This window comes from Nonomuraea fuscirosea, from assembly GCF_035917475.1.
Lineage (GTDB): Bacteria > Actinomycetota > Actinomycetes > Streptosporangiales > Streptosporangiaceae > Nonomuraea > Nonomuraea fuscirosea.
In genome coordinates, this window is the sequence record NZ_CP109074.1 from 4,610,740 (window position 1) to 4,637,513 (window position 26,774).

Annotated in this window: 30 protein-coding genes; 14 read left to right on the forward strand and 16 right to left on the reverse strand. The window is 69.2% G+C overall.

Annotated features, from left to right (window positions below):
* Window positions 1-78: 78 nt before the first annotated feature.
* Both OIE67_RS21215 and OIE67_RS21220 read left to right on the forward strand, forming a co-directional pair.
* Window positions 79-1,110, forward strand: a complete 1,032-nt coding sequence (locus OIE67_RS21215) for a CHAT domain-containing protein (RefSeq protein ID WP_326642929.1) — start codon at window positions 79-81, stop codon at window positions 1,108-1,110.
* A 9-nt stretch (window positions 1,111-1,119) separates the two neighbouring features.
* A complete protein-coding gene (locus OIE67_RS21220) occupies window positions 1,120-1,779 on the forward strand; it encodes a hypothetical protein (protein WP_326642931.1) in 660 nt (219 codons plus the stop codon).
* Here OIE67_RS21220 and OIE67_RS21225 read toward each other — a convergent pair.
* From OIE67_RS21225 to OIE67_RS21235, 3 genes are all read right to left on the reverse strand, one after another.
* Complete coding sequence (locus OIE67_RS21225; RefSeq protein ID WP_326642933.1) at window positions 1,761-3,548, reverse strand: tetratricopeptide repeat protein; 1,788 nt, start codon at window positions 3,546-3,548, stop codon at window positions 1,761-1,763. The genes OIE67_RS21220 and OIE67_RS21225 overlap by 19 nt on opposite strands.
* 541 nt (window positions 3,549-4,089) lie before the next feature.
* Complete coding sequence (locus OIE67_RS21230; protein ID WP_326642935.1) at window positions 4,090-4,323, reverse strand: hypothetical protein; 234 nt, start codon at window positions 4,321-4,323, stop codon at window positions 4,090-4,092.
* 148 nt (window positions 4,324-4,471) lie between these two features.
* On the reverse strand, window positions 4,472-5,266 hold the full coding sequence (locus tag OIE67_RS21235) for a MerR family transcriptional regulator (protein WP_326642937.1): 795 nt from the start codon (window positions 5,264-5,266) through the stop codon (window positions 4,472-4,474).
* 78 nt (window positions 5,267-5,344) lie between these two features.
* Between OIE67_RS21235 and OIE67_RS21240 the strand changes: the two genes are divergently transcribed.
* From OIE67_RS21240 to OIE67_RS21250, 3 genes are all read left to right on the forward strand, one after another.
* Complete coding sequence (locus OIE67_RS21240; protein WP_326642939.1) at window positions 5,345-5,707, forward strand: nuclear transport factor 2 family protein; 363 nt, start codon at window positions 5,345-5,347, stop codon at window positions 5,705-5,707.
* Window positions 5,708-5,745: 38 nt separating this feature from the next.
* Window positions 5,746-6,534, forward strand: a complete 789-nt coding sequence (locus OIE67_RS21245; protein WP_326642941.1) for an SDR family oxidoreductase — start codon at window positions 5,746-5,748, stop codon at window positions 6,532-6,534.
* Window positions 6,535-6,723: 189 nt separating this feature from the next.
* Window positions 6,724-7,746, forward strand: a complete 1,023-nt coding sequence (locus tag OIE67_RS21250) for an alpha/beta hydrolase (protein WP_326642943.1) — start codon at window positions 6,724-6,726, stop codon at window positions 7,744-7,746.
* 618 nt (window positions 7,747-8,364) lie between these two features.
* Here OIE67_RS21250 and OIE67_RS21255 read toward each other — a convergent pair.
* Both OIE67_RS21255 and OIE67_RS21260 read right to left on the reverse strand, forming a co-directional pair.
* The gene (locus tag OIE67_RS21255; protein ID WP_326642945.1) at window positions 8,365-8,820 is read right to left on the reverse strand and encodes a hypothetical protein; all 456 of its coding nucleotides are present in this window, start codon (window positions 8,818-8,820) and stop codon (window positions 8,365-8,367) included.
* Window positions 8,821-8,965: 145 nt separating this feature from the next.
* Window positions 8,966-10,459 (reverse strand): multicopper oxidase family protein, encoded by a 1,494-nt coding sequence (locus OIE67_RS21260; RefSeq protein ID WP_326642947.1) that lies wholly within the window; start codon window positions 10,457-10,459, stop codon window positions 8,966-8,968.
* 413 nt (window positions 10,460-10,872) lie between these two features.
* Here OIE67_RS21260 and OIE67_RS21265 point away from each other — a divergent pair, with 413 nt between their 5' ends.
* From OIE67_RS21265 to OIE67_RS21275, 3 genes are all read left to right on the forward strand, one after another.
* A complete protein-coding gene (locus tag OIE67_RS21265; protein WP_326642949.1) occupies window positions 10,873-11,721 on the forward strand; it encodes a tryptophan 2,3-dioxygenase in 849 nt (282 codons plus the stop codon).
* A gap of 754 nt (window positions 11,722-12,475) precedes the next feature.
* Window positions 12,476-12,919, forward strand: a complete 444-nt coding sequence (locus OIE67_RS21270) for a hypothetical protein (RefSeq protein ID WP_326642951.1) — start codon at window positions 12,476-12,478, stop codon at window positions 12,917-12,919.
* 179 nt (window positions 12,920-13,098) lie between these two features.
* Entirely contained in the window at window positions 13,099-13,434 is a 336-nt protein-coding gene (locus OIE67_RS21275) for an MmyB family transcriptional regulator (protein WP_326642953.1), read from the forward strand.
* A 211-nt stretch (window positions 13,435-13,645) separates the two neighbouring features.
* Here OIE67_RS21275 and OIE67_RS21280 read toward each other — a convergent pair whose 3' ends face one another.
* The 3 genes from OIE67_RS21280 to OIE67_RS21290 are packed head-to-tail and all read right to left on the reverse strand — an operon-like array spanning window position 13,646 to window position 15,538.
* Window positions 13,646-14,173: a cupin domain-containing protein gene (locus OIE67_RS21280; RefSeq protein ID WP_326642955.1), complete on the reverse strand. Its 528-nt coding sequence runs from the start codon at window positions 14,171-14,173 to the stop codon at window positions 13,646-13,648.
* Complete coding sequence (locus OIE67_RS21285; protein ID WP_326642957.1) at window positions 14,170-15,153, reverse strand: alpha/beta hydrolase; 984 nt, start codon at window positions 15,151-15,153, stop codon at window positions 14,170-14,172. The genes OIE67_RS21280 and OIE67_RS21285 overlap by 4 nt, the downstream gene beginning before the upstream one ends.
* 37 nt (window positions 15,154-15,190) lie before the next feature.
* Window positions 15,191-15,538, reverse strand: a complete 348-nt coding sequence (locus tag OIE67_RS21290) for a DoxX family protein (protein WP_326642959.1) — start codon at window positions 15,536-15,538, stop codon at window positions 15,191-15,193.
* A 92-nt stretch (window positions 15,539-15,630) separates the two neighbouring features.
* On the opposite strand from OIE67_RS21290, the gene OIE67_RS21295 reads away from it, so the two are divergent.
* Both OIE67_RS21295 and OIE67_RS21300 read left to right on the forward strand, forming a co-directional pair.
* Window positions 15,631-15,960 (forward strand): winged helix-turn-helix transcriptional regulator, encoded by a 330-nt coding sequence (locus OIE67_RS21295; protein ID WP_326642961.1) that lies wholly within the window; start codon window positions 15,631-15,633, stop codon window positions 15,958-15,960.
* 291 nt (window positions 15,961-16,251) lie between these two features.
* Window positions 16,252-17,004 (forward strand): alpha/beta fold hydrolase, encoded by a 753-nt coding sequence (locus OIE67_RS21300; protein ID WP_326642963.1) that lies wholly within the window; start codon window positions 16,252-16,254, stop codon window positions 17,002-17,004.
* Window positions 17,005-17,015: 11 nt separating this feature from the next.
* On the opposite strand, the gene OIE67_RS21305 is transcribed toward OIE67_RS21300, so the two are convergent.
* Window positions 17,016-17,918, reverse strand: coding sequence for a LysR family transcriptional regulator (locus tag OIE67_RS21305; protein ID WP_326642965.1), 903 nt, complete (start codon window positions 17,916-17,918; stop codon window positions 17,016-17,018).
* A gap of 91 nt (window positions 17,919-18,009) precedes the next feature.
* Here OIE67_RS21305 and OIE67_RS21310 point away from each other — a divergent pair, with 91 nt between their 5' ends.
* Window positions 18,010-18,408 carry a DUF1330 domain-containing protein gene (locus OIE67_RS21310; protein WP_326642967.1) on the forward strand — a complete coding sequence of 133 codons (399 nt, stop codon included), beginning with the start codon at window positions 18,010-18,012 and terminating at the stop codon, window positions 18,406-18,408.
* Window positions 18,409-18,454: 46 nt separating this feature from the next.
* On the opposite strand, the gene OIE67_RS21315 is transcribed toward OIE67_RS21310, so the two are convergent.
* Window positions 18,455-19,120 carry a response regulator transcription factor gene (locus OIE67_RS21315; protein ID WP_326642969.1) on the reverse strand — a complete coding sequence of 222 codons (666 nt, stop codon included), beginning with the start codon at window positions 19,118-19,120 and terminating at the stop codon, window positions 18,455-18,457.
* Entirely contained in the window at window positions 19,117-20,268 is a 1,152-nt protein-coding gene (locus OIE67_RS21320) for a sensor histidine kinase (protein ID WP_326642971.1), read from the reverse strand. The genes OIE67_RS21315 and OIE67_RS21320 overlap by 4 nt, the downstream gene beginning before the upstream one ends.
* Before the next feature lie 123 nt (window positions 20,269-20,391).
* On the opposite strand from OIE67_RS21320, the gene OIE67_RS21325 reads away from it, so the two are divergent.
* Together OIE67_RS21325 and OIE67_RS21330 are read left to right on the forward strand one after the other, a co-directional pair.
* Window positions 20,392-21,198, forward strand: coding sequence for a CPBP family intramembrane glutamic endopeptidase (locus tag OIE67_RS21325; protein WP_326642972.1), 807 nt, complete (start codon window positions 20,392-20,394; stop codon window positions 21,196-21,198).
* 95 nt (window positions 21,199-21,293) lie between these two features.
* The gene (locus tag OIE67_RS21330) at window positions 21,294-21,698 is read left to right on the forward strand and encodes a nuclear transport factor 2-like protein (protein WP_326642974.1); all 405 of its coding nucleotides are present in this window, start codon (window positions 21,294-21,296) and stop codon (window positions 21,696-21,698) included.
* Here OIE67_RS21330 and OIE67_RS21335 read toward each other — a convergent pair.
* Both OIE67_RS21335 and OIE67_RS21340 read right to left on the reverse strand, forming a co-directional pair.
* A protein-coding gene (locus OIE67_RS21335; protein WP_326645367.1) for an IS3 family transposase occupies window positions 21,646-22,871 on the reverse strand; the annotation gives its coding sequence in 2 pieces (ribosomal slippage) (window positions 21,646-22,559 and window positions 22,559-22,871; 1,227 coding nt in all). The genes OIE67_RS21330 and OIE67_RS21335 overlap by 53 nt on opposite strands.
* A gap of 81 nt (window positions 22,872-22,952) precedes the next feature.
* Window positions 22,953-24,605, reverse strand: coding sequence for an IS4 family transposase (locus OIE67_RS21340; RefSeq protein WP_326628174.1), 1,653 nt, complete (start codon window positions 24,603-24,605; stop codon window positions 22,953-22,955).
* Window positions 24,606-24,731: 126 nt separating this feature from the next.
* Here OIE67_RS21340 and OIE67_RS21345 point away from each other — a divergent pair, with 126 nt between their 5' ends.
* On the forward strand, window positions 24,732-24,911 hold the full coding sequence (locus OIE67_RS21345) for a nuclear transport factor 2-like protein (RefSeq protein WP_326642976.1): 180 nt from the start codon (window positions 24,732-24,734) through the stop codon (window positions 24,909-24,911).
* A gap of 62 nt (window positions 24,912-24,973) precedes the next feature.
* On the opposite strand, the gene OIE67_RS21350 is transcribed toward OIE67_RS21345, so the two are convergent.
* The 3 genes from OIE67_RS21350 to OIE67_RS21360 are packed head-to-tail and all read right to left on the reverse strand — an operon-like array spanning window position 24,974 to window position 26,739.
* On the reverse strand, window positions 24,974-25,234 hold the full coding sequence (locus OIE67_RS21350) for a hypothetical protein (RefSeq protein ID WP_326642977.1): 261 nt from the start codon (window positions 25,232-25,234) through the stop codon (window positions 24,974-24,976).
* Window positions 25,176-26,270, reverse strand: coding sequence for a hypothetical protein (locus OIE67_RS21355; protein WP_326642979.1), 1,095 nt, complete (start codon window positions 26,268-26,270; stop codon window positions 25,176-25,178). The genes OIE67_RS21350 and OIE67_RS21355 overlap by 59 nt, the downstream gene beginning before the upstream one ends.
* Window positions 26,263-26,739, reverse strand: coding sequence for an RNA polymerase sigma factor (locus tag OIE67_RS21360; protein ID WP_326642981.1), 477 nt, complete (start codon window positions 26,737-26,739; stop codon window positions 26,263-26,265). The genes OIE67_RS21355 and OIE67_RS21360 overlap by 8 nt, the downstream gene beginning before the upstream one ends.
* Between the last annotated feature and the right edge of the window lie 35 nt (window positions 26,740-26,774).

Consider the following 26,774-nt stretch of genomic DNA (forward strand, 5'->3'; position numbering starts at 1 on the left):
TCGTGGGCGCGGGGACGGCACTGTGGCGGGCACGGGCGTCCCGAAGAGCGGCGGCAACGCCCGTGCGACGATTGCGGCATGCCTTCCGAGAACGGCGCTCCGCTGGCCTATGAGGATGTCCGGGCGTTGCTGTCGGCGTCCGGGCGCCGGACGGTCATGGTCGAGTTCTTCACCGTGAGCGACGAGGTCGTCCTGTTCCGCGTGGCGGCGGAGCTCGCTGAGCCCGAGATCGTGCGGCTGCCCCTGGTCCGGGAAGACCTGCGGCGATTCGTGGTCACGACCTTCGGGCACGCGGGCGGCGTACGGGAGCTGGTCTCGATGGGACTGGAGGAGCTCTGGTACGCCCACGACCGGCTGATCGAGCCGCTGGCCCGGTGGAGCGAACCGGGCGACCTGGTGGTTCTGGTGCCCCACGGCCTGCTGCACTACCTTCCCCTGCACGCGCTGCGCGTGGACGGCGGCCATCTCATCGACAGGAACCCTGTCTGCTACGCGCCCAGCGCGTCCGTTCTGCACGCCATCGGTGAACGTCACCGGGCCCGCAGCAGACGCGGCTCGGCGGCAGTGTTCGGGGATCCGCGCGGTGATCTCCCGGAGGCCCGGGCGGAGGCCGCCGCCGTGGCGGCCCGGCTCGGAGCCACCGCTGAGGTGGGTGAGCGGGTCACGCGGCAGGCGTTCGCCGATGCGGTGTCGCGCGCCGACATCGTGCACTTCGCCGGGCACGCGCGCTTCGACGAGACGGACGCTCTCGCCTCCGGTCTTGAACTGGCCGGAGGCGAGATGCTGACCGCTCGCGACATAGGCGACATGTCGGCCTGGCTGGTGACCTTGAGCGGATGTGAGACCGGCGTCAACACCCGCCACCCCGGAGACGAGCTGGTCGGTCTCACCCGGGCGTTCCTCCTGGCCGGGGCGGCGAGTCTCGTGGTCAGCCGATGGCGAGTTGCCGACGCCTCGACGGCCCACCTGATGCGGCGCTTCTACGAGCATCTGTCCCGGCTCGACAAGGCGGACGCGTTGCGCCAGGCCATCGTAGACACCAAGGCGGACCCGCGCTGGACCTCGCCGTACTACTGGGCCCCCTTTACCCTCGTGGGCGCCTGGGTGTAGGAATTCCCCATGCACTTGATCGCCGACACCCCGCTCGAGGTGGACGACGAGGGCCTGGCCGCGGAGCGGGACGCCGACGCCGCCGATCGGATCATCGGGGACCGCGACATCCGGCTGCTGCTGCGGGAGAACCGCATCGCCCTGTCCCGGGGCGAGACGAGCCGGGTCTCGGACACCGTGTGCGACGTTCCGCTGAAGTGCGTGGTCCACTCGCATCCGCAGTGCCGGTTCGTCTGGTCGCGGCTGATGGTGGACCTCACCCCGACCCCGGACGCGGTGATCAAGGACATGGCGCCGCGGGAGGTCATGGCGGATCAACCCGTCGAGCTCAAGACCACCGTGGGGGTCGGGCTGAAGTTCGAGATCGCCGCCAAGGCGCTGAGCGCCGAGGCCAAGCCCGAATACTCCAGCAGCCAGACGGTCTACTTTCCCCGCATCCTCTCGTCGGGCACCGGGTTCACCCGGGGTTACTGGGACTTCCTCGCGCTCAGCGAGCGCTACCTGCACGCCGACCGCGAGCTGCGGTTGCTGGTGTCGGCGCCGGAGGGCCGGCCGGTGCGGGCGCGCTTCCAGCTTCGCGCCCGCGTACGGTTCGCCGGGCTGGCCGGGCTGATCCCGCTGCTGGCCAGGGGAGGCGCCATCGACGAGGTTCATCTCTTGACCGAGTGAGCGCCCAGCGCCTCCAGCATCGCGCGGGCCTTGGCCCGTTCGACGTAGTCGTACGCCTCCACGGTGCGGCCCAGGGAGAGACAGGTGGCGACCATCCGCTCGTACACCTCCACCCGAGGCTCCCACCCGTAGAAGTGGAGCTGGTCCTGTTCCGCCTTCAGGCTGGCGCGCGAGCGCTCCAGCATCTCGATGCTGCGCCGGTAGTGGCCGTAGGCGATCTCGGGCCGGCCCGCCTGCTCGTACGCCTTGCCGAGATCCAGATGGGTGATGCGGATCTGCGACTCACTGTGGCCGCCGTCGAGCGCCTTGCCCAGGAGTTCGATGGCACGGGCCGTGTCGCCGCGTTCCAGGTAGGCGGCGCCCGCGCCGAGGAAGGTGGCGGGCGGGACGTTCCAGCCCGGAGTGGCGCGGGCGACACTCAACGCCTCCTCGTACCGGCGGATCGCCTCGTCGAGGTCGCCCCTCTGCCGGGCGGTGTTGGCCAAGCCGTTCAGGGTCAGCGTCCTGGCGCTGGCGGCTGAGGGCGTGGCGGGGCCGCCGAGCCGCCCCGACTCGGCCAGCGCCAGCGCCTGGCGAAACTCCTCCCCCGCCTCCTCGTGGCGCTCCTGCCGCGCGTACAGCGTGGCGACGCTGTGGTGCAGCGGGAAGCGTATGAAGGGATCGTCCAGGTCGTCGGCCAGTTTCACCGCCTTTCGGTACAGCTCCGCCGCCTGCGCGTAGTCCAGGAGGTGATCGGAGTAGAGATCGCCCAGCGTGCGCAGGGTCTCAGCGTGCTCCTCCTGGATACGCCGATGCATCTTCATCCGGGCTGGCAAGTCGTTCACGGGCAGGAGGCGGTATGCGGCGACGATCAGCCCGAGTGCCGTCTTCCGCGTCGCCACCGCCGCGTCGATGTCGCCGAGGCCGAGGTGGACGTTGTACTCCACGCCCAGCAGGTCGATCTTGTTCAGCTGCCGTTCCAGAGGCGTTCCCGGCACGTCACCACTGGCCTCGCGGGCCTGCTCGAGCAGCCGCAGCGCCCGTTCCAAGTGCCCGGCTCGCCGCTCGGCCACGGCCTGGTCGTACAGCGCCCTCCAGCGCGCGTCGGTGTCGCGACGCCATCGCGCCAGCCGCGCGAGCCGGCGCCGCAGCCGCACGGCCCGATCGGGACGGTTCAGCGACTGATGGACCAGCGCCAACGTCGAGTACGCCGACCAGCGCAGGTCTGGATCCGCCAGCGGACCGGGCGCCGCGACCAGCCGCGCCAGCCACAGGCCGCTCCGCCACCGGCCGTCCGTCAGGAGGCTGGGAACCCAGGATTCGGCGCCGAACGTCAGCAGGTACGCCGCCATCCCGGCCATCGCCGCGTACAAGGAGGGTTCGGCGAACGTGCGGAAGATGGAGTCATCCGGACTGAACAGGCCCCCGACCAGCACGAGCGCGATGGGCACCTCCACGACAAGCCGGAACCCGGCCAGGACCGCCACCCCCGCCCCCAGCACGGCGGTCACCTGCGTGGCCGCGGCCGCGTCCAGCGGTCCCCGCAGCAGCCACAGGCACAGGGCCACGGGAGCCGCCAGCACGTACGGGGACAGCCGCGGCCAAAACCGCCAATCGGCGCGCACGGTCCGCACGCCCAGCGCGAGAGGGATGGTGAACAGCGCCGCCCGCGACACCGACAGCGAATCCGCACTGGGTGTCACCGCACGCAGCACCTCCGGAACCAGCACGATCCCGGCGACGACGGCCACCACCATGCGGCTGATCGGGGAAAGCTGGGACTGCCTCACACCTTCCGACGCTCCCCTAGACGCGCGGCGCGGACAAGTGGAGTGACGCACCCGTCCATCCCCGGCCGCCGTCAGCCCCTTGTCCGCAGGACCTCCACGACCGCCCTCAGCTCGAAGTGAGCGCGAGCGGAAGTGGAGAACCACGTCCAGCACATCCTGGGCAAACTCGGCTTCACCAACCGCGCCCAGATCGCCATCTGGGTCGCCGTCGGCCGTCCGCGGCGGCAGGACGGCACCGCGCCTAAATGAGTACCGCACCTGAGTAATCTCCCGGACGCGGGCAGGGCCCCGGCGGCGGCACGCTGACGTGCATGAACACCAGCCCCTCCCGTCCGGCCGGCTCACGGTCCTGCGCGCCGCGATGGATCTTGGCGTGTACCCGTCATTTCTGGCCCGTGATAAGCGTCGTTATCACGTACATGAGGTCCGATTGGTAACGAGGGTTCGGGGGTGGTCGCGGTGACCTACCAGCTCAGCTTCTTCTGCAGGTCGGGAGAGGAGACCGGTCAGGCGGTGCTTGAGCGTCTCCTCGAGGAGGTGCTCAGCACGGGTGGCCCGCTGCTGGGTGAATGGCTTGGGCCGTTCGTCGAGGAGGTGGCGGCGTACGAGCTCGCGACGAAGGCGGACAGCGGGCAAGCTCGATGGCCACCCGGACGGCCTGGCCGCCCGTGTTCGTGCCGGTCAGCGTGGCGATCATCGCGGCGCGGTCGGCCGGATCGCGCGGCAGCTCGACCGTCCGCGAGATGCCGTCCGGGTCGATGACGAGACCGATCATGAGCGCTCCGTGCTGGGGGCCGGTTCCAGGAATCGGACCGGCCGCGAGGCCGCCGGGTCCGCGCCCATCATCCCCCGGGAGGCCCCCGGCGCGGTGATCTTGTACGTGAACGGACGTCAATCACAACGCAGTCCCGCAACTGTTCGCTTCAGGTGACGCGAAAGACCGGCCAGCCGATCTCGGTGCGCCACGCTGCGGGATCGCTTGTGTCACGAGGGCCGACGACGTAGACCTCCCGCACCGGCCCGGCCACCGACATCGCGTTCTCCACCACCCAGGTCCCGAGTGCGCCGTAGGTGACCTCGATGCCGTCGTGCTCGCCGACGTGGGTGGTGACGGCCAGTTCCGCGGCCGGGAGAGTTGCGGGGTGCACGCGTCCGGTGCGAGGTGGCGCAGCGGTCGGTAGGTAGACGAGCGCGTGACCGCGCTCTTGTTCGAAGAGGGCGTTGTCGTAGCAGCCGCCCGGCGGTCCGGTCGCGGCGGCGCCGACGGCCGCCTCCAGTTCGGCCATCGCGCCTGCGTACCAGGTTGCGACGTCGCGACCTCTGACTACGGCCTCCACCGCCGCGACGGTCTGGGCGGGCTGCGCACGCAGCTCGACGTCGATCGGCGCGGGGTCGGGCCGGAGCAGGCGCCGCAGCGACACGACTGCGGCCCTGGTGCGGTCGAGCTCGTTCTCGAGGCGTTGCAGGTGGTCCGCGACCAGGGCCGCCCGGACACCGGGGTCGGGGGTCCGCAGGATTCGCTGAACATCGTTCAGGGGGACGTCGAGTTCGCGGAGCCGGTGGATGACCTGCGCGGTCGGGATCTGGTCGACGCCGTAGTAGCGGTAACCGGTGATCTCGTCCACCACGGCGGGTTCCAGCAGGGCCGCCTCGTGATACCGACGCAGTGTCCGCACGCTCAAGTGGGTCAGCCGCGAGAACTCCCCGATGCTCAGCACCCCCACATTCTGGACCCTCTCCCAGGGGGAGAGTCCACGGCTTGACCCTCCCGCACCGTGAGGTCGCACGGTGAGCTCATGACACAGAGCACCGATCTTCCGTCCGATCTGCTCCCGACCACCGTGCGCGAGTTCTTCGCCGCCCACGTCGTCCATGACGCCGACACCGCCTCGTCGTTCCTCACCGAGGACGCGGTGGTCGTCGACCAGGGCGAGACCTTCCGCGGCCGAGAGGAGGTCCACGCGTTCCTGCGGGACGCCGGGTCCGAGTTCGAGTACACAACCGAACAGATCGGCGCTCGCCGCGTCGATGACGCCCACTGGGTGGTGACCGTGCGGCTCGAGGGCACCTTCCCGGGTGGCGTCGCCGAACTCGACTACCGGTTCGCGTTGCGGGATGGCCTCGTCGCCGAACTCGTTATCGCCAACCACACGGCCTGACCGAATCCGCGCTACGTCGATCTTCAGTGGAGAGAGAAATGTCTAGTTCAGATCGCGATCGTCTCGACGGTCGCCGGGCGCTGGTCACGGGCGGTTCGAAGGGCTCAGGCAAGGCCGTCGTGGAGAGGCTCCGAGAAATGGGTGCCGACGTATACGTGACGGCGCGAACGATGCCCGACGGGTACGAGCACCCCGACCGATTCTTCGAAGCGGACGTGACGACGATCGAGGGCACCGATGCCGTGGCCGCTCGAATCGGTGAGGCAGGCGGCGCACTCGACATCCTGGTGCACGTCGTCGGAGGTGCGTCGACGCCGGCCGGTGGGTTCGCGGTCATCACCGATGACCAGTGGCTCACCGAGTTGAACCTCAACTTCCTGGGAGCGGTGCGGCTCGATCGAGCTCTTCTCCCGGCGGTGATCGAGTCTGGGGCGGGCGTGGTGCTGCACTTCACCTCGATCCAGCGTGAACTACCCCAGTACGACGCGTCCCTGGCGTACGCGGCAGCGAAGGCTGCTCTGCGCACGTACAGCAAGGGACTTGCCAACGAGCTCGCGCCGCGCGGCGTGCGGGTAAACGCGATCAGCCCCGGCGGGATCGAGACCGAAGCCTACGAACGATTCGTGGACCGGATCGCTGAGGGCAACGGACTCACGCGTGAAGCGGCCAAGCAGACCATCTACGACTCCCTGGGAGGAGTACCCCTGGGGCGATTCGCGAACACCGAGGAAATCGCGGACCTGGTCGGGTTCCTGGTGTCGGACCGCGCCTCGGCGATCGTGGGCGCCGAGTACGTGATCGACGGCGGGACTGTTCCGACCGTCTGAGCCAGGAGGCGGTTCCGAGCAGCCACTCGCTAACGGTTCGATCCGGCTGCCGAACCCCTCCTGCGCAAGCAGAACTCGAACGCTCAGCTCGGCCCGCCAGTTGGCGGGCCGCATCCACCACCTGACACATATCGATCACCTATGACCTGGGGCAGGCAGACATCCGGTCTCTTGCCGCGAGGAGAACATATGACTGCGCACGTCACGGACCGGTCCTCCACCCAGCCGGTCGGACCGCCACCACCCTTCGATCCGGAGCTCGCTCCTGTCGTTGAGTTGCTGACCGGCCTGCGCCCTCCCGACGCGTACCGTTCGGACAACATCGTCGAGATGCGCAAGCCCGTCCCCGGGGTGGAGACCCCGACCGACGAGATCCTCTCGCGCGGTGGCGCCTACAGCGTGCAGGAGCGGGCGGTGCCAGGGCCGGACGGGGACCCGGACATCTCGCTGCTGATCTGTCTCCCGAAGCACGCGGCGACCCCGGCTCCGGCGATCTACCACGTCCACGGAGGCGGCATGATCGTCGGAGACAACCGGTTCGGCCTGGTCGAGATGCTGAACCTGGCCGAACCGATGGGCATGGCGGTGGTCTCGGTCGAGTACCGGCTCGCACCCGAGACACCCCACCCCGGTCCCGTCGAGGACTGCTACGCGGGCCTGGTGTGGGTGTCGGATCACGCCCACGAGCTCAACATCGACCCTGAGCGCATCGTCATCGGCGGTGCGAGCGCCGGCGGCGGCCTCGCGGCGGCTGTCACCCTGATGGCACGCGACCGCAACGGCCCGGCCATCCTGGCCCAGCTGCTCCTGTCGCCGATGCTGGACGACCGCAACGATTCGCCCTCCGCTCAGCAGATGCGCGGCCTCGGCATCTGGGACAGCTCCTCGAACGAGACCGGGTGGAACGCGCTCCTCGGCGACGGCGTTCGCGGAGGACCGGACGTGCCTTCGTACGCCGCGTCTTCCCGCGCCGCAAACCTCTCCGGCCTGCCCTCCACGTTCGTCGACGTCGGGTCGGCCGAAACGTTCCGGGACGAGGACGTCGCCTACGCCAGCCGCATGTGGCAGGCGGGCGGCAACGTCGAACTGCACGTCTGGCCCGGCGGGTTCCACGGGTTCGACGTCGTGGTTCCCCATGCCGTGCTCTCGCAGGACGCCACGCGGCTCGAGTGGCATGGCTGCGCCGTCAACTGGGGCGTACTCCCCCGGTGAGGCGCTGAGCTGGGCGCGTGACCCGTGATCAGGTGTTGTCGGACCAGACGTGGGAGCGGATCGCGCCGTTGTTGCCGACGCGGTGGGGCAACGGCCGCCCGTTTCGTGATCACCGACCTCGATGGCTCAGGTCTTGGTCGAGTTGGGTGAACTACTCGTCTTCGCGGCGTTTCCACCTGATCATCCTTTTCGTTTGGCCGTGGGGGTGGCACGGTCACTCCTTTCGTGCTCGGCGGTGCGCCTTGATGCTGGTCAGCGGCTCTGGCCACCGCCCCGATCCATCTGGTGGATCACCCACCGCTGACCCCACCCTGAGCCCGGCTCCCGTGACGCCCGCGGGACGCCGAGTACCTGTTCAAGCAGGCCTCCGCCGCGCTCGACCCGCACGGGGGCCGGCTGGTCGCTGCACCAGCTGCGGCACTCCGCGCTCCAGCACCTGGCCCAAGCCGGCCGTACCGCTCCCGAACTTCAGGCCAAGTCCCGCCACCAGCACCTGGCCAGCCTCGGCCACTATGTCCGGCTCAGCGACGAAACCGCCGCCCGCATCACCGCCGAAGCCGACCCCATCCAGCGGCGCCGCCCCCGCTGACCGCACCACACCATGGCGGCCGACGCTCATCAGGCCGGCCACACCAGCAGGGTCTGCTCATCATCGGAGTCGGGCTCGCCCCGCATTCCTGCCGCCCTCAACGCTGCCGCGTACGCGACAACCTGGTCCCCGGCACCGCTCGCGGGCCCGGCGAAAGCCACCAGGAAGGGCCGCTCCGCGCCCCCGCCCTCCACCACGAACCCGGCCCGGCCGTCGCTGAACTCCATCAGCCCGGCAGCACGCAGTGCGTCCCGGATTCGCTCGGCATCGCGATCGCGCTCGCTCCACAGCGGCCGCCGCCCTTGGCCGTAGCCGAAACCTCGGCTCGTCGTCGCCCATGATCCCACCGTAGACGCCTCATGGCTGCCGTCCAGGCCCGTGTATCGCCGCAGGTCAGGCAAATCCGTTGGAATTTCCCCCGGACTACAGCGAGGCCGGATCGGCGCCGCGGCACGCCGGTCTCGCGCGTCGGCGGTGCGATCCATTGCCCGCCGATGGGCAGCGGCTTGAGCCCGTTTCCGGTCATGGTCGGGGTCAAGCCGCCAGCCGTCCGATCGAGCTGATCTGATCCTGCTCGGCCACCCGCAGTTCTCCGGGCGGGTCAATGACCTGCCGCCGGCGGCGTCGTTGTCAAGTGCAGCGCAGCAGGAACATGAATCCGTAGTCCATGTGGATCTGCTGGTGGCAGTGGAACAACGACAGCCCCGGCTGGTCGGCGGTGAAGTCGAAATCGAGGCTCTGGTAGCCGCCGAGCATGACCACATCCTTGAGCAGGCCGTGGACGGGTGTGCCGGCGATGTGAGTGACGTCGAAGCTGTGGCGGTGCAGGTGGAGAGGGTGGATGTCGTCGGTGGCGTTGCGGAAGCGCAACCGGTAGCGCTTGCCGCGCTGGACCCGCAGGATCGGCTCGTTGGTGTGCATGTCGAACGCTTTGCCGTTCAGGGTCCAGAGGTTGAATCCCTGGTCGGCGGCGTTGCGCTTGTCGATCAGGAAGTCCATGACATGGTCGGGCCGCGCGGTCGGCGGGCCGGACCGGGCGAAGGCGCGGTAGTCCCAGGTGAACTTGGCGGGCGTGCTCCATTGCGGAGTACCGCTGCGGCCGGCGTACTGCACCACCGTGCCCATGCCGTTTTTGCGGTCGTCGTCGGCCAGGTCGCCCAGCACCCACACGCCGGGATGGTTCATCTCCACCAGCGCGGACACGCGTTCGGCGGTGCCGATCCACAACACCGGCACCTCGGCCTGTCGTGAGACCGGGTTACCGTCCAGCGCGACGATGCGGAAGGTGTGGCCGGGCAGGGCCAGGCTGCGGATCTCGGTGGCGCTGCCGTTCAGGACGTGGAACAGCACGCGTTGCCCGGCCTTGACCTTGATCGGTTCGCCGTGGCCCAGCTTGCGGCCGTTGATGCTGAAGGCGCTGTAGCCGACCTCATAGCCGTGCGGCATCCCCCGCCGCAGAGAGGCGGCCATCGCCTTCTCGCCCCGCTGCCGCAGCGCCGGCACCATCGAACCGGCCAGGAAGTCCTGGGCCATGTCCCCGCCTTGGCTGAAGACAGGAAGAAATTCCTTCAACGTCAGGAAGACTTCCTGGTCGTAGGCGCCGGGCTCGTTCCTGGGTTCAATGTAGACGGGGCCTACTTCGCCGGTGTACTGGCCCTTGGACAGATCGCTACGGGGCACCACGTGGGTGTGGTAGAAGCGGAACCCCGCTGGTCCTGGAGTGAACGACAGGCGCCGCATGCCGTGGGCCGGGATGTAGGGGGTGCCCTCCTCCGCGGACCCGTCCACATCGACGGGAACGATCTGACCATGCCAGTGCAGCTGCTCAGGGGTGTCGGTGTCGTTGTGCACGTCCACCACGACGGGGCGGCCCTCGGTGAAGCGGATCAGCGGCCCGGGAAACTGGCCGTTGTAGGTCGTGGTGGAGATGATCGTGTCGGGCGCGAGCTCGACGAGCCCGGTTCCGATACGCAGCGTGTAATCGGGCCTGCCTGTCAGCCTATCCAGCAAGGCGAAGTCGGACGCGGTCGCGGTGGGATCCAAGGCGGAGATCGTCTTGGCCACGCCGCCGGCCATCAGGGCCGCACCGCCCAGTTTGAGCACGTCGCGACGAGCGATCGACATGGTGTGCTCCCCCTTCTACTGTCCCCCTGGCGGTCCGGGCTGGCACGCGGCGGTCTCGCAACAGGCCCAGCACATGTTCCATGCTTTTAGTCCTCAATGTATGACAATAGGTAATCGTCGCAGGTGAGGGACCCCGAGGGCCTGGGGCCACTGGTGTCGAGGGGCGAGATCGGGTGTCCGATCCGCCGTCCTGTGGGCTGAGCGTTGATGCACACACGCGCGTGCGGGCCCCTGTGCCCGAGGCCGCCTGCGGGGAGCTGGCGCAGGCTCAGGCCGATGGCGCCGGCCGCGATGAACCAGGCAGGGCTCTTCGGTTCCGGACGTAGAATTTAGTGAACCGGCCGAACCGTAAAGGTCTGCCCCTTCCGTGACAGCAGACGGGTACCCGTGCTCCTCGGAGAGGGAGGGATACCATGCTCACCCAATCATGGCGCGATCTACGCCCGGAAACCGCCACCTCCGGCGAGATCAGCGGGACCACCCGCTACATCGATATCTTCCAGGTTCGGCAGCTGCACACCTTGCAGCACCCGATGACGGAAACCGCCTATGAGATGGCTTTCCTGATCAGTTCCCAGGTGATGGAGCTGTACTTCGGCTTGCTCTGCCACGAGCTCGGCAGAGCGCGACGCGAAGTCCGCGCTGATGATGTGCCCGCGGTCCTGCGCACACTGAGCCGTACCGTGGGCCATCTGCGTGCCCTCGAGGCCACCTGGGAGAGCTACGAGGACATGACACCCGCGGACTGGAACCCCATCAAGGGCCAGCTCGGCAAGGGCGAGGCCTCCTCGGTCCACTCCTACATGTACCGCCACCTGGTGTTCCTGCTGGGACAGAAGTCCCCGGAGATGCTGGAGCCACACCGGTCCACGCCTCTGATCCACCAAGGGCTGCAGGAGGCTCTCAGCGCGCCCAGCCTCTATGACGAGGTGCTGGCTCTACTGCAGCGCAGAGGGCTGCCGGTGCCGGACTCGGCCGTCCACCGCGACTTCGCCGAGCCGTATGTCGCACAACCTCAGGTGGAGGCCGCTTGGGTGCAGGTCTACCACGACAAATCCTTCACTGACCTTCGGGACCTCGGCGAGGCGCTGACCCAGGTCGCCGATCGCTTCCATCGATGGACGCAAGCACACCTGACGGTGACCATGCGCACCTTCGGCGACAAGCCGGGCTACTACCACACGCCCGCTGTCGACTGGCTGCGCAGCGGTGAGGACCAGACCGTCTTCCCCGAACTGTGGAGCGCGCGTACGACCATGTGACTGTATGTGACTGCTTTGGGTGGCAGGCTTCAGCCTTACCCAGGGTTACCCGGGGGCGGCCAAATCGACCCTGCCCGCCGCCGGCACCGCCGGCAGATCTCGACGCCGAGGAAGTGCCAGCGGTGCAGTTCCCTGCGCGGGGTGCGCGGATCGCCGCAGTGGGGATGCGGCACTGCGTCTCCAGCGGAAAACGGGTCGGGCCGCATAGAGCGCTTCGTGCGCCTCCGCTGGGCATCCATTCTCGGATGATCTGGTCGATCGTGGAGCCGGACCACTCGGTGCCCGTCCCAATGCACCTGCCGTGCGGCTCGAGAGGCGGGCCCTACGGTACCTTCGCGAGGGTTCGGATTTCGCTGACCTGCATTGAGGCATGCTCCCGCACCGGAGCGAGGCGGCCTCGGCACGCGCCGACCGGTTTGCTGGACGGCGCTCGCGGGTGACCCAGCCTGCGCGAAGCCGCCCAGGAGCTCAACGCCCGTTCGTAAGCCAGGAGATGCGGCTGAACGCCACCAGAGCGCCGGCTTGATCGTTTGCACAAAAAAGCACGTTTGAGCTGGAAGGATGAGCTTGTCGAGAGTCCTGTCCATGCCAGTTCAGAAGGCACTCTTCACGTGAGGATTAGAGCCCCCACAGCAAGATCACCCATCCGCCGACGGTGTGAGTGGCTTCAGCCTGGGCGGCATCGGTCGAATCTTCGCCGATCGCGCACACATGGAATTGTCGGCGTTCGCTCCGGTTGGTGCGAGCATGAGGCATGATGTGCCACCTGCCGCGCATGCAAGAAGATCGTTCCAGGATGGCGTTAGGTGTGTTTGGCGGGGCTCTCGCCTTGATACTCGCTTTCGGCATCGCTCTGATGGGAGGCTGGGCCCCCTGGTCACCGACGACCGGCACGCCGGAGGCGAGTGACATGCCCAGCGTCCCTTCGGACGCAGCCGAGCCGGAACGGATCTCGGCCAGAGAGCGTGCCGTTTTCCTGGCGACGTTGAGTGCCATCGATCCGCAGCTCATAGTCGATCAAGAAAGCGCGGTGCACTACGGCATCAACACGTGTTTGGACATCCTGGAGGGTGTCGACGACGGCGAGCCGGGACTAGTGGAGAAACGGGTGCGCTTCCGGTTCGAGCGCGAAGGCACCGACGTTAGCCAGAGTCGAGCACAGAAGATCGTGAAGGCCGTCAATGCGTGGTGCCGCTAGAGAGCCGGCTGTTACCCGGCGCCCCACGCGTGATCGGCTTGCCTGGCCGCGATGATTAGCCTCGGGCTTTTGCGGTGAATTGCGCGCGGGTTGATCGGTCACATAAGAAAAGCGCGTCTGAGCTGGGAGGATGGGGCTGGTCTAGAGTCCTGTCCGCCAGATCGACAAGCGCTTTCCACGTGAAGACCATCGCCTCCCACCGCACCATCACCGCCTCTGCCGACGGCACCGGGCTGCTCTCCCATGCCGGAAGCCTGCTGCTGCTCAAGACCCTGCACGTCACCGGCCTGGACCGGGCACTGTCGGCCCAGTTGGAGCGCTGGCGACCGGCCCGCGCGGTGCACGAGTCCCTGACCAAGACGGTCCGGCACGCGAGCGTCGGTGAGCTGACCCTCGACTGCGACATCCTCGCGGCGCTCGGCACCGATCTGCGGATCATGACCTTCACCGTGGCGGAGGGCAGCGAGACCGCCGAGCGGCTGCGGCTGCTTGAGGTCGTCGGAGCCCAGGTCTGACGGGCGTCGTCGCGCCGGGACAGCGAGGCTCGTGCTCATTGCGGCCCTGTGCGCGAAAGCCGAGCGGCTGACGGCCGGTGAGCAGGCGCGCCCCAGCGACGCCCCCATCTGAGGCGGCCGGTGATCAGGCGGTTGCCGCCCTGCTCGCGGAAACAGCTGCCGGAACGCGCAGCGGCTACCCCGGCCGTCTCGTGGAAGGCGCCGGAACGGCTCATGGGTGGGGGTCGGGCATCAGGGTGACCTGGTGTTTGGCCAGTTCGGGGACGAGGGCGGCGAGTTCTTCGGGGCCCCAGATCGGTGCGGGTTCGCCGGGTGTGGGATCGACGCCGTTGTCGAGCCAGAATTGTTCGTGACCGGCGGGGAGCATGAAGGTGAGCAGCCGGCCGGGCAGCCTTCCGGTGTTGGTGAAGCCGTGGCGGTTGCCGCGGGGGACGAAGAGGAAGTCTCCGGGGCCGGCGGCGATGGCTTCGTCGCCGTTGATGAAGGAGAAGTCACCGTCGAGGACGTAGAACGCCTCCTCCTCGCGTCCGTGGGAATGGGCGATCGCGCCGCCGCCGGGCGGGACGGAGCTTTCGAGTACGCCCAGTGCGCCCCCGGTCTGCTTTCCGCTGATCTTGACGGTGGTCGTGTCTCCGATCACCCACTTGGTGACGCCGCCGCCGCGCGGGACGAAGATGGCGTCTTTGCGGGTCCAGCGCGGGTCGTCCTGGCCGGGAATGGGAAGCGGGGTGAACGTCATGCCATCTCCTCGGTGGTGGTGAGCAGCCGGCGTAGCCAGGTGAGGCGTGCGTCGAGCATGCGGGCGGTGAGCGCCGCATCGGGCGCCATGGTGTCGAAGGTGTGGAAACCGCCCGGCCAGACGTGCAGTTCGGCTTGGACGCCGGCTGCCCACAGTGCGGAGGCGTACGCGACGTCCTCGTCTCGGAAGATTTCGGCCGAGCCGCAGTCGAGATAGGTGACCGGCAGGCCGCCCAGGTGCTCGGCGCGGGCCGGGGCGGCGTAGATGGAGACGTCGTCGGTGCCGCGGCGCTCGCCGAGCAGTGCGGTCCATCCGGTGAGGTTGCTGCCGCGATCCCAGATGCCGATGCCCTCGTACTGGTGGGTCGAGGTCGTGGCGTCGCGGTCGTCGAGCATGGGGTAGAACAGCATCTGGCCGAGGACCGGCGGCCCCTGCCGGTCCCGGGCGAGCAGGACCGTGCCGGCCGCTATGCCTCCGCCGGCGCTGGCTCCGGCGACGATGATGCGATCCGGGTCGATGCCCAGCTCGTCGGCGTGTGCGGCCATCCAGGTCAGGCCGGCATAGGAGTCTTCCACCGGGTAGGGGTCGGGGAACTCGGGGGCGAGCCGGTATTCGACGCTCACCCCGACGACGTCGAACTCCTCGACCCAGCCAGCCAGCTGGCCCAGATCGGTGAAACGGTTGCCGAACATCATGCCGCCGCCGTGCACGTAGTAGACACCGGCCGTGGCGGTGGTGTGGTCGCGGCGCCGCAGTACCGACACCTCGATCTGGGCGCCGTCGTAGCCGTCGATGACCATGGTCTGGTGCTCGATGGGCCGATCACCGATGGCCAGCTCGGCCGTGGACCGGCCCGCGGCCATCGTGCGTAGCGCTGGGATCATGGCCGCGGTGACCGTGACGGGCAGCATGTCTTTGAGCGCGTCGAGTGTTCGCGCCAGTTCCGGGTCGTACGGCGGGCGGGCGATGGTCGCGGTCATGGTTGCTCCTTTGCTGTGAAGTGGATGAGTCGCCTGGTCAGAGGGTGGCGATGGACAGGGTGAGGACGGCGCCGCCGGCGAGCAGCAGCACGGCGGGCGCGGTGACGTCGAAGTCCTTGACACGCAGGTGGGAACCGACCGCGCCGATGAAGTAGGCGACGACGCCGGTCGCCGCGGCGATGCCGATCGGTGTCCAGAACAGTCCGGCCAGCAGGCCGAGCGCCCCCGCCATCTCCAGCGCCGCCAGCACCGGGATGAGCCGCTGCGTCACGCCGACCCGGGTCAGGGTCCGCACCTGATCGGGCGCGTGACGCAGCTTGCCGTACGCCGAGACGAGCAGCACGAGCGCGAGCAGAGCGGAGGCGATACCAGTGACGAGAGCCATGACGACGTCTCCATTCATTTTTTCGAAGTTACTCGTTTTTTACGAGTCCCTTGGAAAGGTAGCACACCGGGTAAGCTCGAGGAGTGATCGAGGTGAGTGATTCCCAGCACCAGGAGCGCGCGTGCAGCGCCGCACTCGTCCGCGCCTTCTCGTTCCTGGGCAAGCGCTGGAACGGCATGATCCTGGCGACCTTGCTCGACGGCCCGGCCGGCTTCGCCGAGTTGCGCCGCGCCGTCGGCAAGATCCATGACTCGGTGCTCTCCGAGCGGCTGGCCGAGCTGTCCGCGGCGGGACTCGTCGAGCGAACGGTCGACGCCGGGCCGCCGGTCACGGTCAGCTACCAGCTCACGGAGAAAGGCCAGGCACTACTGCCCGCTCTGCGCGAACTGTCCGCTTGGGCCGAAGCCAACTTGCCCGAATGAACGGGCTATCGGCACACCTTGCCCGGGCCCGCAGGTAGTACTGGTCGACGTCGTAGCGGGCCGACGGCTGCGACCACATGGAGGCTTGCCACCCCTCGCGGACGTCTGCGCTGGTCAGCGGCGTATGCTCGCTGCTGAGGACGTACGGGTCCTGGACGATTGAGGTTCCCCCCGGCCCGGAGCACGCCCACGGGCCGGAGTTCCGCGCCATGGGCGTCCTCCCGGCGATGCGCACGCCACCGTCGCGTTCATCCAGCACTCGCACACGGATATCCGCATCCGGGAGCAACGGTGACGACGGTACTCGTGCACGGCAATCCTGAGACCACGGCGGTGTGGGACGAGTTCCTGCCGGAACTGGCGCGGCGCGGCGTCGACGACATCGTCCTGCTGTCGCCTCCCGGTTACGGCGCCCCGATTCCCGAAGGGTTCGGCTGCACCAGGCTGGAATATCGCGACTGGCTGATCGGCCGGATCGAGGAGATCGGGGCGCCGGTCGACCTCGTCGGGCACGATTGGGGCGCCTGTCACACCTACGCGGTGGCGGCCGAGCGCCCTGATCTGCTGCGGACCTGGGCGGCCGACTGCGGCGGCATGCTCCATCCCCGCTACGAGTGGCATGCGGCGGCCCGCACGTGGCAGACCCCGGGGGAAGGCGAGAAGCGGGTCGCCGAAATGCTCACCTGGACGGGTGCGGACTTCGTCGCGAACCGCAAGATCCCGGCACGGTTCGGCCAGAGCGCCGCGGAGGGCTTCGACAAGGTCATGGGTGAGGCGATGCTGAAGCTCTACCGGTCGGCGAAGCAGCCGGCCATGAGCGAGCTCGGCGAACAGCTGGTCCGGGCGCCGCGCCGGCCGGGGCTGATGCTGCACACGCCGGAGGATCCGTACACGAATCCCGAGGACACGTTCGAGATGGCCGGACGTGTCGGCGCCGACGTCGCCACCCTCACCGGAGCGGCCCATTGGTGGATGTTCGGGGCTTCCGACCAGGCGGCCGACGCGCTCGTGTCCTTCTGGGCGAGGCACGCGCCCGGTCGCTGATCCGGTGCGCGTCAGTCCGGCAGCCAGTGCAGCTCGTACGCCAATGTCTTGGCGACGGTACGGATGCGGCGGTGCAGCGGCGACTGCTCGCGTGGGAGGACCAGGTGGATGGTCAGGCTGGGCGCGCCCCGCAGCGGTCGCCAGGTGAGACCGGCCGGTTGCGTCGTGACCGCGGCTTCCCCGGCCGGGGCGAGGGTGACCCCGTCGCGCAGGTCCCGCTGAGACATGTCGAAAGAGACCGCGGGCGTACGGAATCGAGCCTCTGGCCGGACGTCTCGGAACAGTGCGGCCAGCTGATCGTGGATCACGGGGTTGGCCGCACGGTCCGGGAGCCGCAGCGGGTACGCGGCCGCGTCGGCGATCTCGATCTCCGGGTGTCCGGCCAGCGGATGATGCTGCGCCAGCTGGACCCCGACGCGCATCCGCCGCAGTGGGAACCGGCGCACGCCACGGCCCGGCTGTTCACCGCGGGTGATCCCGGCGTCGATGCGGCCGTCGGCGACCGCGGGGGTGATCTCCGGTGTCGCCATCGGGACCGCGCCGACCTCGAGTCCGCTGTGGCCGCGCATCAGCCTGTCCACCAGGGCCGGTACGGTCTCGGCCCCGGCGCTGAGGCTGTAGCCGATGCGCAGCGTGCCCAGTTCGCCGGCCGCCGCGCTCCGGGCGGTGTCCCACGCCCGGTCCAGTGCCGCAAGCGCGGGCGGCGCGGACTCCGCCAGCGCCGCACCGGCCGTGGTCAGCACGACGCTCCGCGTGTTGCGGACCAGCAGGGCCGTACCGAGTTCCGCCTCCAACCGGCGCATCCGGGCGCTGAGTGCGGGCTGCGCGATACCGATCCGTGCGGCCGCGCGGGTGAAGTTCAACTCCTGCGCCAGCACCAGGAAGTAGCGCAGGCTCACCGTATCCGGGGCCACGTGCCCTCCCCGCCGATTGATAACGATCCGTTCTGAGTCTAGCCCGAACCGGTCTTTCCCTCGGCCGCACATCACCCTCTAACCTGCGCATATGACGCTTTATCCGGCCGCACCACCGGTCGCCCGGATCGATCTGAGTGTCAATCCGAAGCCGGACGTGTCCGGCCCAGCACAGGAGGTTTCCATGGCCAAGGGCTACTGGGTCAGTGTCTATCCCGACATCTCCGACCCTGAGCGGCTGACCACCTACGACAAGCTGGCCGGCCTGGCCGTTCAGGCTGGGGGCGGGCGCGTCCTGTCCCGGATCCCGTCCCGTGGCGGTCGGGTCGTCGCCCATGAGGCCGGGATCACGCAACGCGTCGTCCTGATCGAGTTCGACAGCTTCGAACGGGCCGTCGCGGCGTACGAAAGCGAGGAATACCAGAAGGCGCTGGTGGCCCTCCCCGACGGCTACGAGCGCGACTTCCGCATCATCGAAGGCGTCGGCTGACAGTGATGATGGAGAGGCCGCTGAGGAGCCGGCAGGCCGTGCCCGGCTACGTGATGATCTCTTTGCCGGAGGCGGGCAGGCCGTGAAGGCGCAGGGCGAGGCGGGTCCGGTCGCGGACGCCGAACTTGCGCAGCAGGGCGGACACATGGTTCCGCACCGTGCCCTCACTGATGAGCAGCCGAGCCGCGATCTCCCGGTTCGTGGCACCTGCGGCGACCATCCTGGCCACCTCGTACTCCCTGCTGGACAGACGCCCGGGGTCTCGCTCCGGGCTCGGCGTGGCGGGAGCCCGCCGGAGCTCGGCGACCAGGCGTTCGGCGACGGGAGAGGCCAGCACCGTCTCTCCGCGCCCCGCCCGGTGGATGGCGTCGACCAGTTGCTCCGGGGTGCAGTCCTTGAGCAGGTAGCCGACGGCTCCGCCGCGCAGCGCACCGAAGATGTAGTCGTCCTCGTCGAAGGTGCTGAGCACGATCGCGGCGACCCCGGGGTGAAGGACCGACAGCCGTGCGATGAGCTCGACGCCGTCCATCCTGGGCATCCTCGCGTCCACCAGCGCCACGTCCGGCCGGCACTCCCCCGTCACGCGCAGAGCCTGCTCGCCGTCGGACGCCTCGCCGACCACCTCGATGCCGTCCTCGATCTCCAGCATCCTGCGCAGCCCCTGCCGGATCAGCTCCTGGTCGTCGACCAGCAGGACCCTGACCGTCCTCATGACGCCACCCCCGCCCGTACGGGGAGCTCCGCGCGTACTTCGAAGCCGCCGCCCCGCCGGTCGCCCGCGATGAGGGTGCCGCCCACGGCGCGGGCGCGTTCGGCCAGTGAGCGCAGCCCGAAGCCGCCGGCCGCGCCGTCGTCGCGGCCCCTGCCGTCGTCGGTGATCACCAGCTGCACGTGTCCGCCGTCGAAGGCCAGCCTGCCGCGTACGTGGCGGGCGCCGGCGTGCCGGACGGCGTTGGTCAGCCCTTCTTGCAGGACGCGGTAGAGCACCAGCTCCACGTCGGGCTCCAGGGGCACCTCACCGCCCACCACCTCGAACGACACCGCCAGCCCCGTACCGTCGAACGACGCCGCCAGCCGCTCCAGCGCCGCGCTGCCGACACGGCCCTCCAGCGCGAGCGGGCGCAGCGCGCGGACCCATCGGCGGGCGTCGGCCAGCGCCTCCACGGTCAGCCCCTTCGCCTGCCGCACGTCGTCCCAGGCGGCCTCGGGACTGCGGGTGCGGAAACGTTCGGCGTTCTCCAGGCTCATCTTGATCACCGTCAGGTGGTGGCCGATGGAGTCGTGCATCTCCGCGCCCATCCGCGCCCGCTCCTGGGCCACCGTGAGCTCCCTGACGCGGGCCAGCAGCCGCTGCGCGTCCGCCCGCGCGCTGCGCGCCTCCAGCACCGCCGACGTCATGCCGAGCACGAACGCGGAGAACACGACGAACACGGCCGTCTGCGCGACGGCGTCGGTCACCCCGCGCCCGAACCACATCACGACGGAGACGAACAGGGCGGCGCTCGTCCACCCGATGATGAAGAAGGCGGCCCGCATGCCGTGGACGAAGGCGATGTTGGCGATGGCGATGAGCGTCAGGAGCTGGTGCACCTCCGCCGAGCCCGCGGGCCCCAGCGTGAGCGTCGCGAGCAGGAACACCACCGCCACGTGCCGCCGCCATCCGCCGTCGCGCCGCCACGGCAGCACGAGCCACAACGCGGTCACGACGGCCAGGTTGACGCCGAACGCCACGGCCATGCCGCCCGTCTCCCGGTGGGACACGTGCGCGATCGCCGTGGCCGCGAGCATCGTCCAGAACACGACGCTGAACAGGACAGGCCGGTCGGCGTCGCGCAGCCAGAGCGGGCGTGACAGCAGCATGCCTCCGAGCGTAGTGATCCGCGCCGGCGGAGGGATCCTCCTGGCGACCCATGACCCTGGTCATGCCGGAATCAATCCACGGTCCGATGCGCGGCCACCCTCGGGCTTCCTAGCGTGGCCGCCATGAGAATCACCCACCCCGTCTGGGCCGTCCTGATCGCGGTCGCCGTCATGTTCGGCCAGGTGATCGGCGGCTCCGCACCCGTGACCCTGCTGCTGGACCCCGGCCACCCCCTCTACCGGCCGCTCGGCACGGCCGGCATCACGCTGGCCTCGCTCGCGCTGATCTATCTGGTCCGCCGCTTCCTCCACCGCCGCCCGTGGCGCGATGTGGGACTCGCGCGATCGCGGCAGGCGGTGCCGCACCTTCTGGCGGGCCTCCTGGCAGGCGGGGCCGCGGTGGCCGCCTCCAGCGTGGTGTCGGTGACGCTCGGCGTGGCCACCTGGGTGCCGTGGGACCGAATCGGCCCTCAGCTGCCCTATCTGCCGCTCGCGATCGCCTTGGCCCTGCTCGGCCAGGCGTTCCCGGAAGAGCTGCTGTGGCGGGGGCACCTGTTCGACACGCTGGCGGACCGGTTGTCGCCGAGGGCCGTGCTGCTGGTGACGTCCGTGGTGTTCGGCGCGTTGCACATCATCTCGCAGAGCGCGGCGGACACTCTCGCCGAACGCCTGCTCTACGTGGTCCAGGCGATCGCGCTCGGCTTCGCCTGCGGGGCGGCGCGGGCACGTACGGGGACGGTGTGGATGGCGGTCGGCGTGCACGTCGGGCTCCACACCGGCAACATGCTGCTGCCCACCCAGGACATCTCCTACGGCCTCCAGCTCCTCACCCTCATCTGCACGCTCTCCGTCACCGGTCTGCTCCTGCTGAGAGGGCGCATGAGGAACGAGGTTCGCGGGGCCGATCACGCCCTCGGGGGGATGCGCTGAGCCTCACGGGGGAAGCCGCTGCGCGCTGTGGGAACCCACGTTCGAGGTCTGATCGCCGCGAGTGGAGACCCGTCCCGGTCGGCGATGCTGGCGTCATGAGCACAGCGGACATGACCGAGGATCAGGCCGGAGCGAGGGCGGATGAGCGGTCGCCGGATGACGCTTGGGCGGTGATGCGGAAGTTCTACCAGGCTGAGGCCGCGTACGTGGCCGCAGGTGGATTCGGTGCGGCGAGCTACGACCAGGTCGCTGCCTACCTGGATCCAGAGGTGATCTTGCATCAAGCGCCCGGGCTGCCCTTCACCGGCACCGGTACCTGGCGCGGTCACGACGGCATGGAGCGATTTCTGGCCCGGTTCAGTGAGGCCTGGGAGTCGATGGAGCTCCTGGAGCAGGAACACTGGGGTGACGAGGAGGGGGCTTCCCCCATGAACGCGAACACCAATTTCAGGCGGCAGGCCCCAGACTATCTGCCATCATCTCGTAGGCGATCGGGCTGAGTTGGCCGAGGCGGGAGTGCCGTCGGACCGTGTTGTAGCGGGTGATCCAGCGGAACACGGCCAGGCGGGCGGTCCGGGCGTCGGGCCAGTGGTGCGCACCCTGCAACGTCTCGCGTTTGAGGGTGGCATTGAAGGACTCGGCCAGCGCGTTGTCGGCGCTGGTGCCGACCGCGCCGCGCGAGCGGGTGACGCCGAGCTGGCGGCAGGCCCGGGCGAACTCCCGCGAACAGTACTGCGCCCCGTTGTCGCTGTGAAAAACCGCGCCGTCCAGGCGGCCGCCCCGGGTATGCGCGGCTGCCTGCAGCGCGTCGATGACGAGCTCGGTGCGCATGTGGCCGGCGATCGACCAGCCTGCCAGCCGGCGCGAATACAGATCCACGACCGTGGCCAAGTACAGGAAACGGCCGCCGCCGACGGGCAGATACGTGATGTCGCCGACGTAGCGGGTGTTCGGCTGCGCGGCGGTGAAGTCGCGCTGGATCACGTCCGGCACCGGGGCCGCGTCCGGCTCCGGGATGGTGGTGCGGATCTTCTTGCGCAGCCGTAGCCCGGCGATGCCGTGCTCGCGCATCACCCGTTCCACCCGCTTGTGGTTGACCTTCATCCCTGCTGCGCGCAGCTCGGCCGTCATCCGGGGCGAGCCGTAGGTGCCGTCGTGCTCGGCGTGGATTCGCTGCATCCGCTCGGCCAATTGCGCGTCGGCCTGGCGGCGGGCCAGCCGTGCCACAGCGCCCTTGAGCCACCGGTAGAAGCCCGAGCGAGACACCTGCAGCACCCGGCACAACCGCTTCACCCCGTAGAGCGCCTTGTGATCCTCAACGAACTGGAAGCGGTTCACCAGTTCGTCTCGCCCGCGAAAAGCTTGGCCGCCTTGCGCAGGATGTCCCGCTCTTGCTCCAGCTCCCGGATCCGCGCCTTGAGCTGCTTGTTCTCCTCTTCTAGCACGTCGTCCGAGGGTACGTGCCCGCCCGACGCGGCCTTACCTGCCGGGGCCGCGCCGGCTCCACGTTGTCCGCCTTCGCCCCTGGCCTGCGCGGCGCGCACCCAGACTCGCAGCGTCTCGCGGCTGACTCCGAGGTCCCTCGCGATCGACGTGATCGTCCGGTCCGGCCTCGACAACACCAACGCCACCGCGTCGGCCTTGAACTCGGGCGGGTAGTTCTTCATCACCATCAGTGACATCTCTTCCCCTGGATCTCAAGATCCAGTCTCCGAGGTGTCCTCGTTCAAGGGGGAATGCCCAAGGCCAGGTAGTTAAGGTTTCTGGGCTGCTGGCAAGAGCGCCGGGGCGAGCGGCCCGGCAGTGTAGACACCCGGCCGGATTTTGCGGATGAGCTGGCTGTCGGCCCAGCGCGACAGCTGCCGATACATGGTGTTCAGGGCGACATCGCCGAGGTGATGGGCGATGTCGCGGGCCCTCCAGGAGCGGTTGGGGTCTTGGTGGAGGAGGGCCAGGACTTGTTGTTGTCTGCGGCGGTCGGCCGGGGCGATGGGCCGCTCGTCTCGGGACGCGGTGGGCAACGTGGGCGGGGGTGGCAGGAGGGTGATGTCGAGGTCGGTGATGGTGCGGCTGTGGTCGGGTCTGCCGTCGTCGAGGCGTTCGTTGTAGCGGGAGATGGGTGATTTGACCTTGCGGGTGCTGACACGCGGGCGGCGGGGTGGCAGCAGCGCGGCCAGGACACGGCGTCCGATGGTTCCGACCAGGCCGGTGGTGGTGCCTGGGTTGTCGCCGGGCCGGATCACCAGGTCGCGGGCCGCGTGCAGGGCGGTGGAGAAGCCGCAGCGGTCGGGGTCGGTCCCGGGCCGGGACTCGGCGGCGTCGACCATCGTCGTGCGTAGGAGCTGGTAGAGCGTGAGCACCGACCACATCTCCTGTTCCAGGCCGGCGGGGTCGCCTGAGCGCAGGATCCGTCCTTGCATGATGGTGTGGCGGAGTGCGTAGTAGGCCGACTCGTGTTCCCATCGCTGGTGGTAGAGCTTGATCAGGGCGGCGGCCGGGTAGCGGCGGGCGTCGGTCAAGGTGGTGGCCAGACGGTAGGTGCCGGTGAAGGTGGTGCCGTCGGTGCAGGTCACGGTCACGCGGGCCTCGATGATGCGGATCTTCAGGTTACCGAGCATCGAGAGGTAGGAGCCGTCGGTGAGGGTGGCCAGGACGGGGGTGCGCCGGTTGCTGCGCAGCCGGCCGAGCACCTGGGCGCCGGTGGCGCTGACCTGGGCGAGGAAGGCGTTGCTGTCGAAGCCCTTGTCCCATAACACGAGCATGTCGGGCGTCAGCAGGTGCAGCAGGCGCCGGGCATAGCCGGTCTCGCCTTCGCTGGTGGGGCCGAAGACCGCGCCGATCAGGGCCCGCGTTCCGGTCTCTGCGAGCGTCATCAGTTCCAGCAGTGGGTAGCCGCCGTGGCCGGGGCTGCCCAGCCAGGCCCGGTTACGGATGGTGTCGGGGGCCTTGAGCGAGCTGCAGCCGTCGAAGGAGACGGTGCGGTAGGCCCCGAACCGTGCTCCGGGCGTCGTGCGCTGGGCCAATGGTCCGCTCAGCACTTCGAACAGGCGCTGCATCGGTGCGCCGCCGACTCTGCGGCGCAGGTCTCGCAGGGCTTTGGCGGTGGGGGTCACGACAGGCAGGGCGGTCAGCGAGGCCGTCAGTTTCTGCCAGACCAGCAGGTAGCCGACCTCGGGGAACAGGCACATCGCCAGCAGGAAGTAGACCCCGACACGCGAGGGCAGCGCGCGCAGACGACGCTGCACGCTGCGTGTCTCATCAAGGACCGCATCGACGAGCTCGAACGGCACGAGCCCGGTCAGCTCACCCAAATGCCCGGGAGCGAACAATCGCCCGGCTGCCGAGCGGGACGAAGAGTCCGTCTCGACAGCGCGGGAAACAGCAGAGCTGGCATACTCGGCAATCAACGGAGATCCAGTTCTTCGACGGCTGGTTGTGGAAGATCACCGTTCTACTGGATCTCCGTCCTCATGTCCTGAGAACCCACGCCCTTGACGGCACCACAGAAGCCTTAACTACCTGGCCTTGGGGGAATGCCCGAGATCGTGGTCGTGCGGAACCGGGTGCGCTTTCGCGCGCGTGCCACCGGGCAGGAGGTCGACACGTTGATCGTGCAACTGATCACCGTCAGGAACGGGCGCATGCTCGAATGCCGCCCCTTCTACTGGGACCCCGGCGCCATCGCCGACGCCTGCCGGCCACATGAGGCGTGAGTCAGTGCCGGTCGGGCCCACGGCCTCCTGAACCGGAAACCGTCGGCTTATGCGTCCGGCACTCACAGGCAGCGCGGGTCCAGCCCGCCGTTCAACGTGCCGTTCAGGTCGATGATCAGGGTGCCTGGGGCAGAGTCCTCCGTGGTCTCGCCGCCGGGCTCGTCCACCAGGGCCCAGGCCGAGACCTCGTAGTCGCCGCGCTGTCCGTCGGGGTCCTCGATCTTCGCCTGGCGGTAGTGGTTCAGCACCTGCTCCACCGGCAGGTCAACGTCGAGGGTGAAGCGGATGGTGTACCAGCAGTCGCCGGAATCGCCGCCCCTCACCTTCACCTGCGGACCGAACTCCCCAGAGGTCGTCCCGGGCAGCCGCGGATGCTCCACGACGCGGTCCGCCATGCGGGCGAGCTCGAAGTCGTTGATCCACCCGGGCAGCTTGACCAGCGCCCAGAGCAGCACGAACGGCAGCAGCAGCCAGGCCAGGCAGCCGGCCCTGCGGGCGAGCCGCGATCGTCCGGATGAGGTTAAGTCGGGTGCTTCCGCGGGGGTGGACATAGGGCACATGATCGCCTATCGCGGCGAAGGGCCGCAGCCCCGGCGGAAAGGCCGGGGCTGCGGCGGGGGTCAGCTCGCGCCTGGTCAGGAGCTCGACCGCCCGCGCGGCGACATAACGGTCGAAGTTGACCAGCCAGTCGTTCTTCATCGCCTTGGGGGCGGTGGTCCTGGCCTCTTCCGCGGCTTCGTCGATCCAGGCGTTCACCTCGGCGGCCAGCCGCTTCCTGAGTGCCTCGGGATCCGTCGGCAGCGCCTGGAGCTGGTCATAGGTGACGTTCTTCTCGCCCAGCCGGAATCCGCGCGGCTCCTCCTGCGCGTGCAGGGAGCCCTTGCCCGGGCGGGTGGGGTGGCGGGCTTGATCCCGTGGGGGGGTCTGGCGATACCAGGTGAGCCCTGCGGGGTCCGCGGGGATCCAGGTCTCGACCGACTCGCTCTCCCGCAGGACGTACCGGCCGCCGGGCTCGTGGAACTGCCGGCCCTGGACCTCCGTGCTGCCCCACCACGCGCCCTCGTCGGGCACGGCGGCCACCGAGGCGGCTACGACCAGCAGGAATCGCTTGCCGTCCGCCTGCGCGACCGCGCCTTGGGGGACGGGCACGCCGGCGGGCGCGACGTTCGCGATCACGATCGCCGCGGCGGCGGCCCCGGCCAGGCCGAGCGCCAGCGCACTCCACCTGGCGGACCTGCGGCCGCGCCGTACCCGCTCCTGGGCGAAGGCGGCGGCCAGCCGGTCGCGCCCGGCCCGCTCGACCTCGGGCGGCAGCGACGGCGCGGGCAGCAGGTCCCGCACCGCCGGGTAATCATCCATCAGAGCCTCCATGCAACGGATTGACGCCGCCCAGGGCGGTACAAAGCTTTCTGCGCACCCGGTTCAGGCGGGAGCCGACGGTGCCGTACGGGATGTCGAGCGCCTGCGCCACCTCTTCGTGGCTCAGCTCGCCCAGCGCGCTCAGCAGCAGCACGTCCCTGTCGCCGTCGGGCAGCGCACGCAGTCCGGCCGCGAGCCGCCCCTGCGCGCTCCCGGCGTCCACGCGGGTGACCACGCGATCCTCGTGGCCGGGCTCCCGGTCGTGGTCGGTGCCGGCGCCGCGCTGCAGCGCGGCCAGCCGCCGGGCCTCCGCCCGCCGGTGCACGGCGATGACGTTGCTCGCCAAGCCGTACAGCCAGGGCCGGACCCGGCCACGCCCGGGGTCGAACGTCTCGCGTTTCCTGAACGCGGCCAGGAACACCTCGGCGGTGAGATCGTCCGCGGCCTGCCGGTCGAGCCGCCTGCCCACGATATGGCGTTCCTCTTTCACGCTTTTCGTGAAGG

What these genes read in the sequence shown, in the direction of transcription:
- OIE67_RS21215 (WP_326642929.1), top strand. Translation starts at nt 79, where the DNA reads ATGCCTTCCGAGAACGGCGCTCCGCTGGCCTATGAGGATGTCCGGGCG.
- OIE67_RS21220 (WP_326642931.1), top strand. Translation starts at nt 1,120, where the DNA reads ATGCACTTGATCGCCGACACCCCGCTCGAGGTGGACGACGAGGGCCTG.
- OIE67_RS21230 (WP_326642935.1), bottom strand. Translation starts at nt 4,323, where the DNA reads ATGATCGGTCTCGTCATCGACCCGGACGGCATCTCGCGGACGGTCGAG.
- OIE67_RS21240 (WP_326642939.1), top strand. Translation starts at nt 5,345, where the DNA reads ATGACACAGAGCACCGATCTTCCGTCCGATCTGCTCCCGACCACCGTG.
- OIE67_RS21245 (WP_326642941.1), top strand. Translation starts at nt 5,746, where the DNA reads ATGTCTAGTTCAGATCGCGATCGTCTCGACGGTCGCCGGGCGCTGGTC.
- OIE67_RS21250 (WP_326642943.1), top strand. Translation starts at nt 6,724, where the DNA reads ATGACTGCGCACGTCACGGACCGGTCCTCCACCCAGCCGGTCGGACCG.
- OIE67_RS21255 (WP_326642945.1), bottom strand. Translation starts at nt 8,820, where the DNA reads ATGGATCGCACCGCCGACGCGCGAGACCGGCGTGCCGCGGCGCCGATC.
- OIE67_RS21260 (WP_326642947.1), bottom strand. Translation starts at nt 10,459, where the DNA reads ATGTCGATCGCTCGTCGCGACGTGCTCAAACTGGGCGGTGCGGCCCTG.
- OIE67_RS21265 (WP_326642949.1), top strand. Translation starts at nt 10,873, where the DNA reads ATGCTCACCCAATCATGGCGCGATCTACGCCCGGAAACCGCCACCTCC.
- OIE67_RS21270 (WP_326642951.1), top strand. Translation starts at nt 12,476, where the DNA reads ATGATGTGCCACCTGCCGCGCATGCAAGAAGATCGTTCCAGGATGGCG.
- OIE67_RS21280 (WP_326642955.1), bottom strand. Translation starts at nt 14,173, where the DNA reads ATGACGTTCACCCCGCTTCCCATTCCCGGCCAGGACGACCCGCGCTGG.
- OIE67_RS21285 (WP_326642957.1), bottom strand. Translation starts at nt 15,153, where the DNA reads ATGACCGCGACCATCGCCCGCCCGCCGTACGACCCGGAACTGGCGCGA.
- OIE67_RS21290 (WP_326642959.1), bottom strand. Translation starts at nt 15,538, where the DNA reads ATGGCTCTCGTCACTGGTATCGCCTCCGCTCTGCTCGCGCTCGTGCTG.
- OIE67_RS21310 (WP_326642967.1), top strand. Translation starts at nt 18,010, where the DNA reads ATGACGCTTTATCCGGCCGCACCACCGGTCGCCCGGATCGATCTGAGT.
- OIE67_RS21315 (WP_326642969.1), bottom strand. Translation starts at nt 19,120, where the DNA reads ATGAGGACGGTCAGGGTCCTGCTGGTCGACGACCAGGAGCTGATCCGG.
- OIE67_RS21320 (WP_326642971.1), bottom strand. Translation starts at nt 20,268, where the DNA reads ATGCTGCTGTCACGCCCGCTCTGGCTGCGCGACGCCGACCGGCCTGTC.
- OIE67_RS21325 (WP_326642972.1), top strand. Translation starts at nt 20,392, where the DNA reads ATGAGAATCACCCACCCCGTCTGGGCCGTCCTGATCGCGGTCGCCGTC.
- OIE67_RS21330 (WP_326642974.1), top strand. Translation starts at nt 21,294, where the DNA reads ATGAGCACAGCGGACATGACCGAGGATCAGGCCGGAGCGAGGGCGGAT.
- OIE67_RS21345 (WP_326642976.1), top strand. Translation starts at nt 24,732, where the DNA reads ATGCCCGAGATCGTGGTCGTGCGGAACCGGGTGCGCTTTCGCGCGCGT.
- OIE67_RS21355 (WP_326642979.1), bottom strand. Translation starts at nt 26,270, where the DNA reads ATGGATGATTACCCGGCGGTGCGGGACCTGCTGCCCGCGCCGTCGCTG.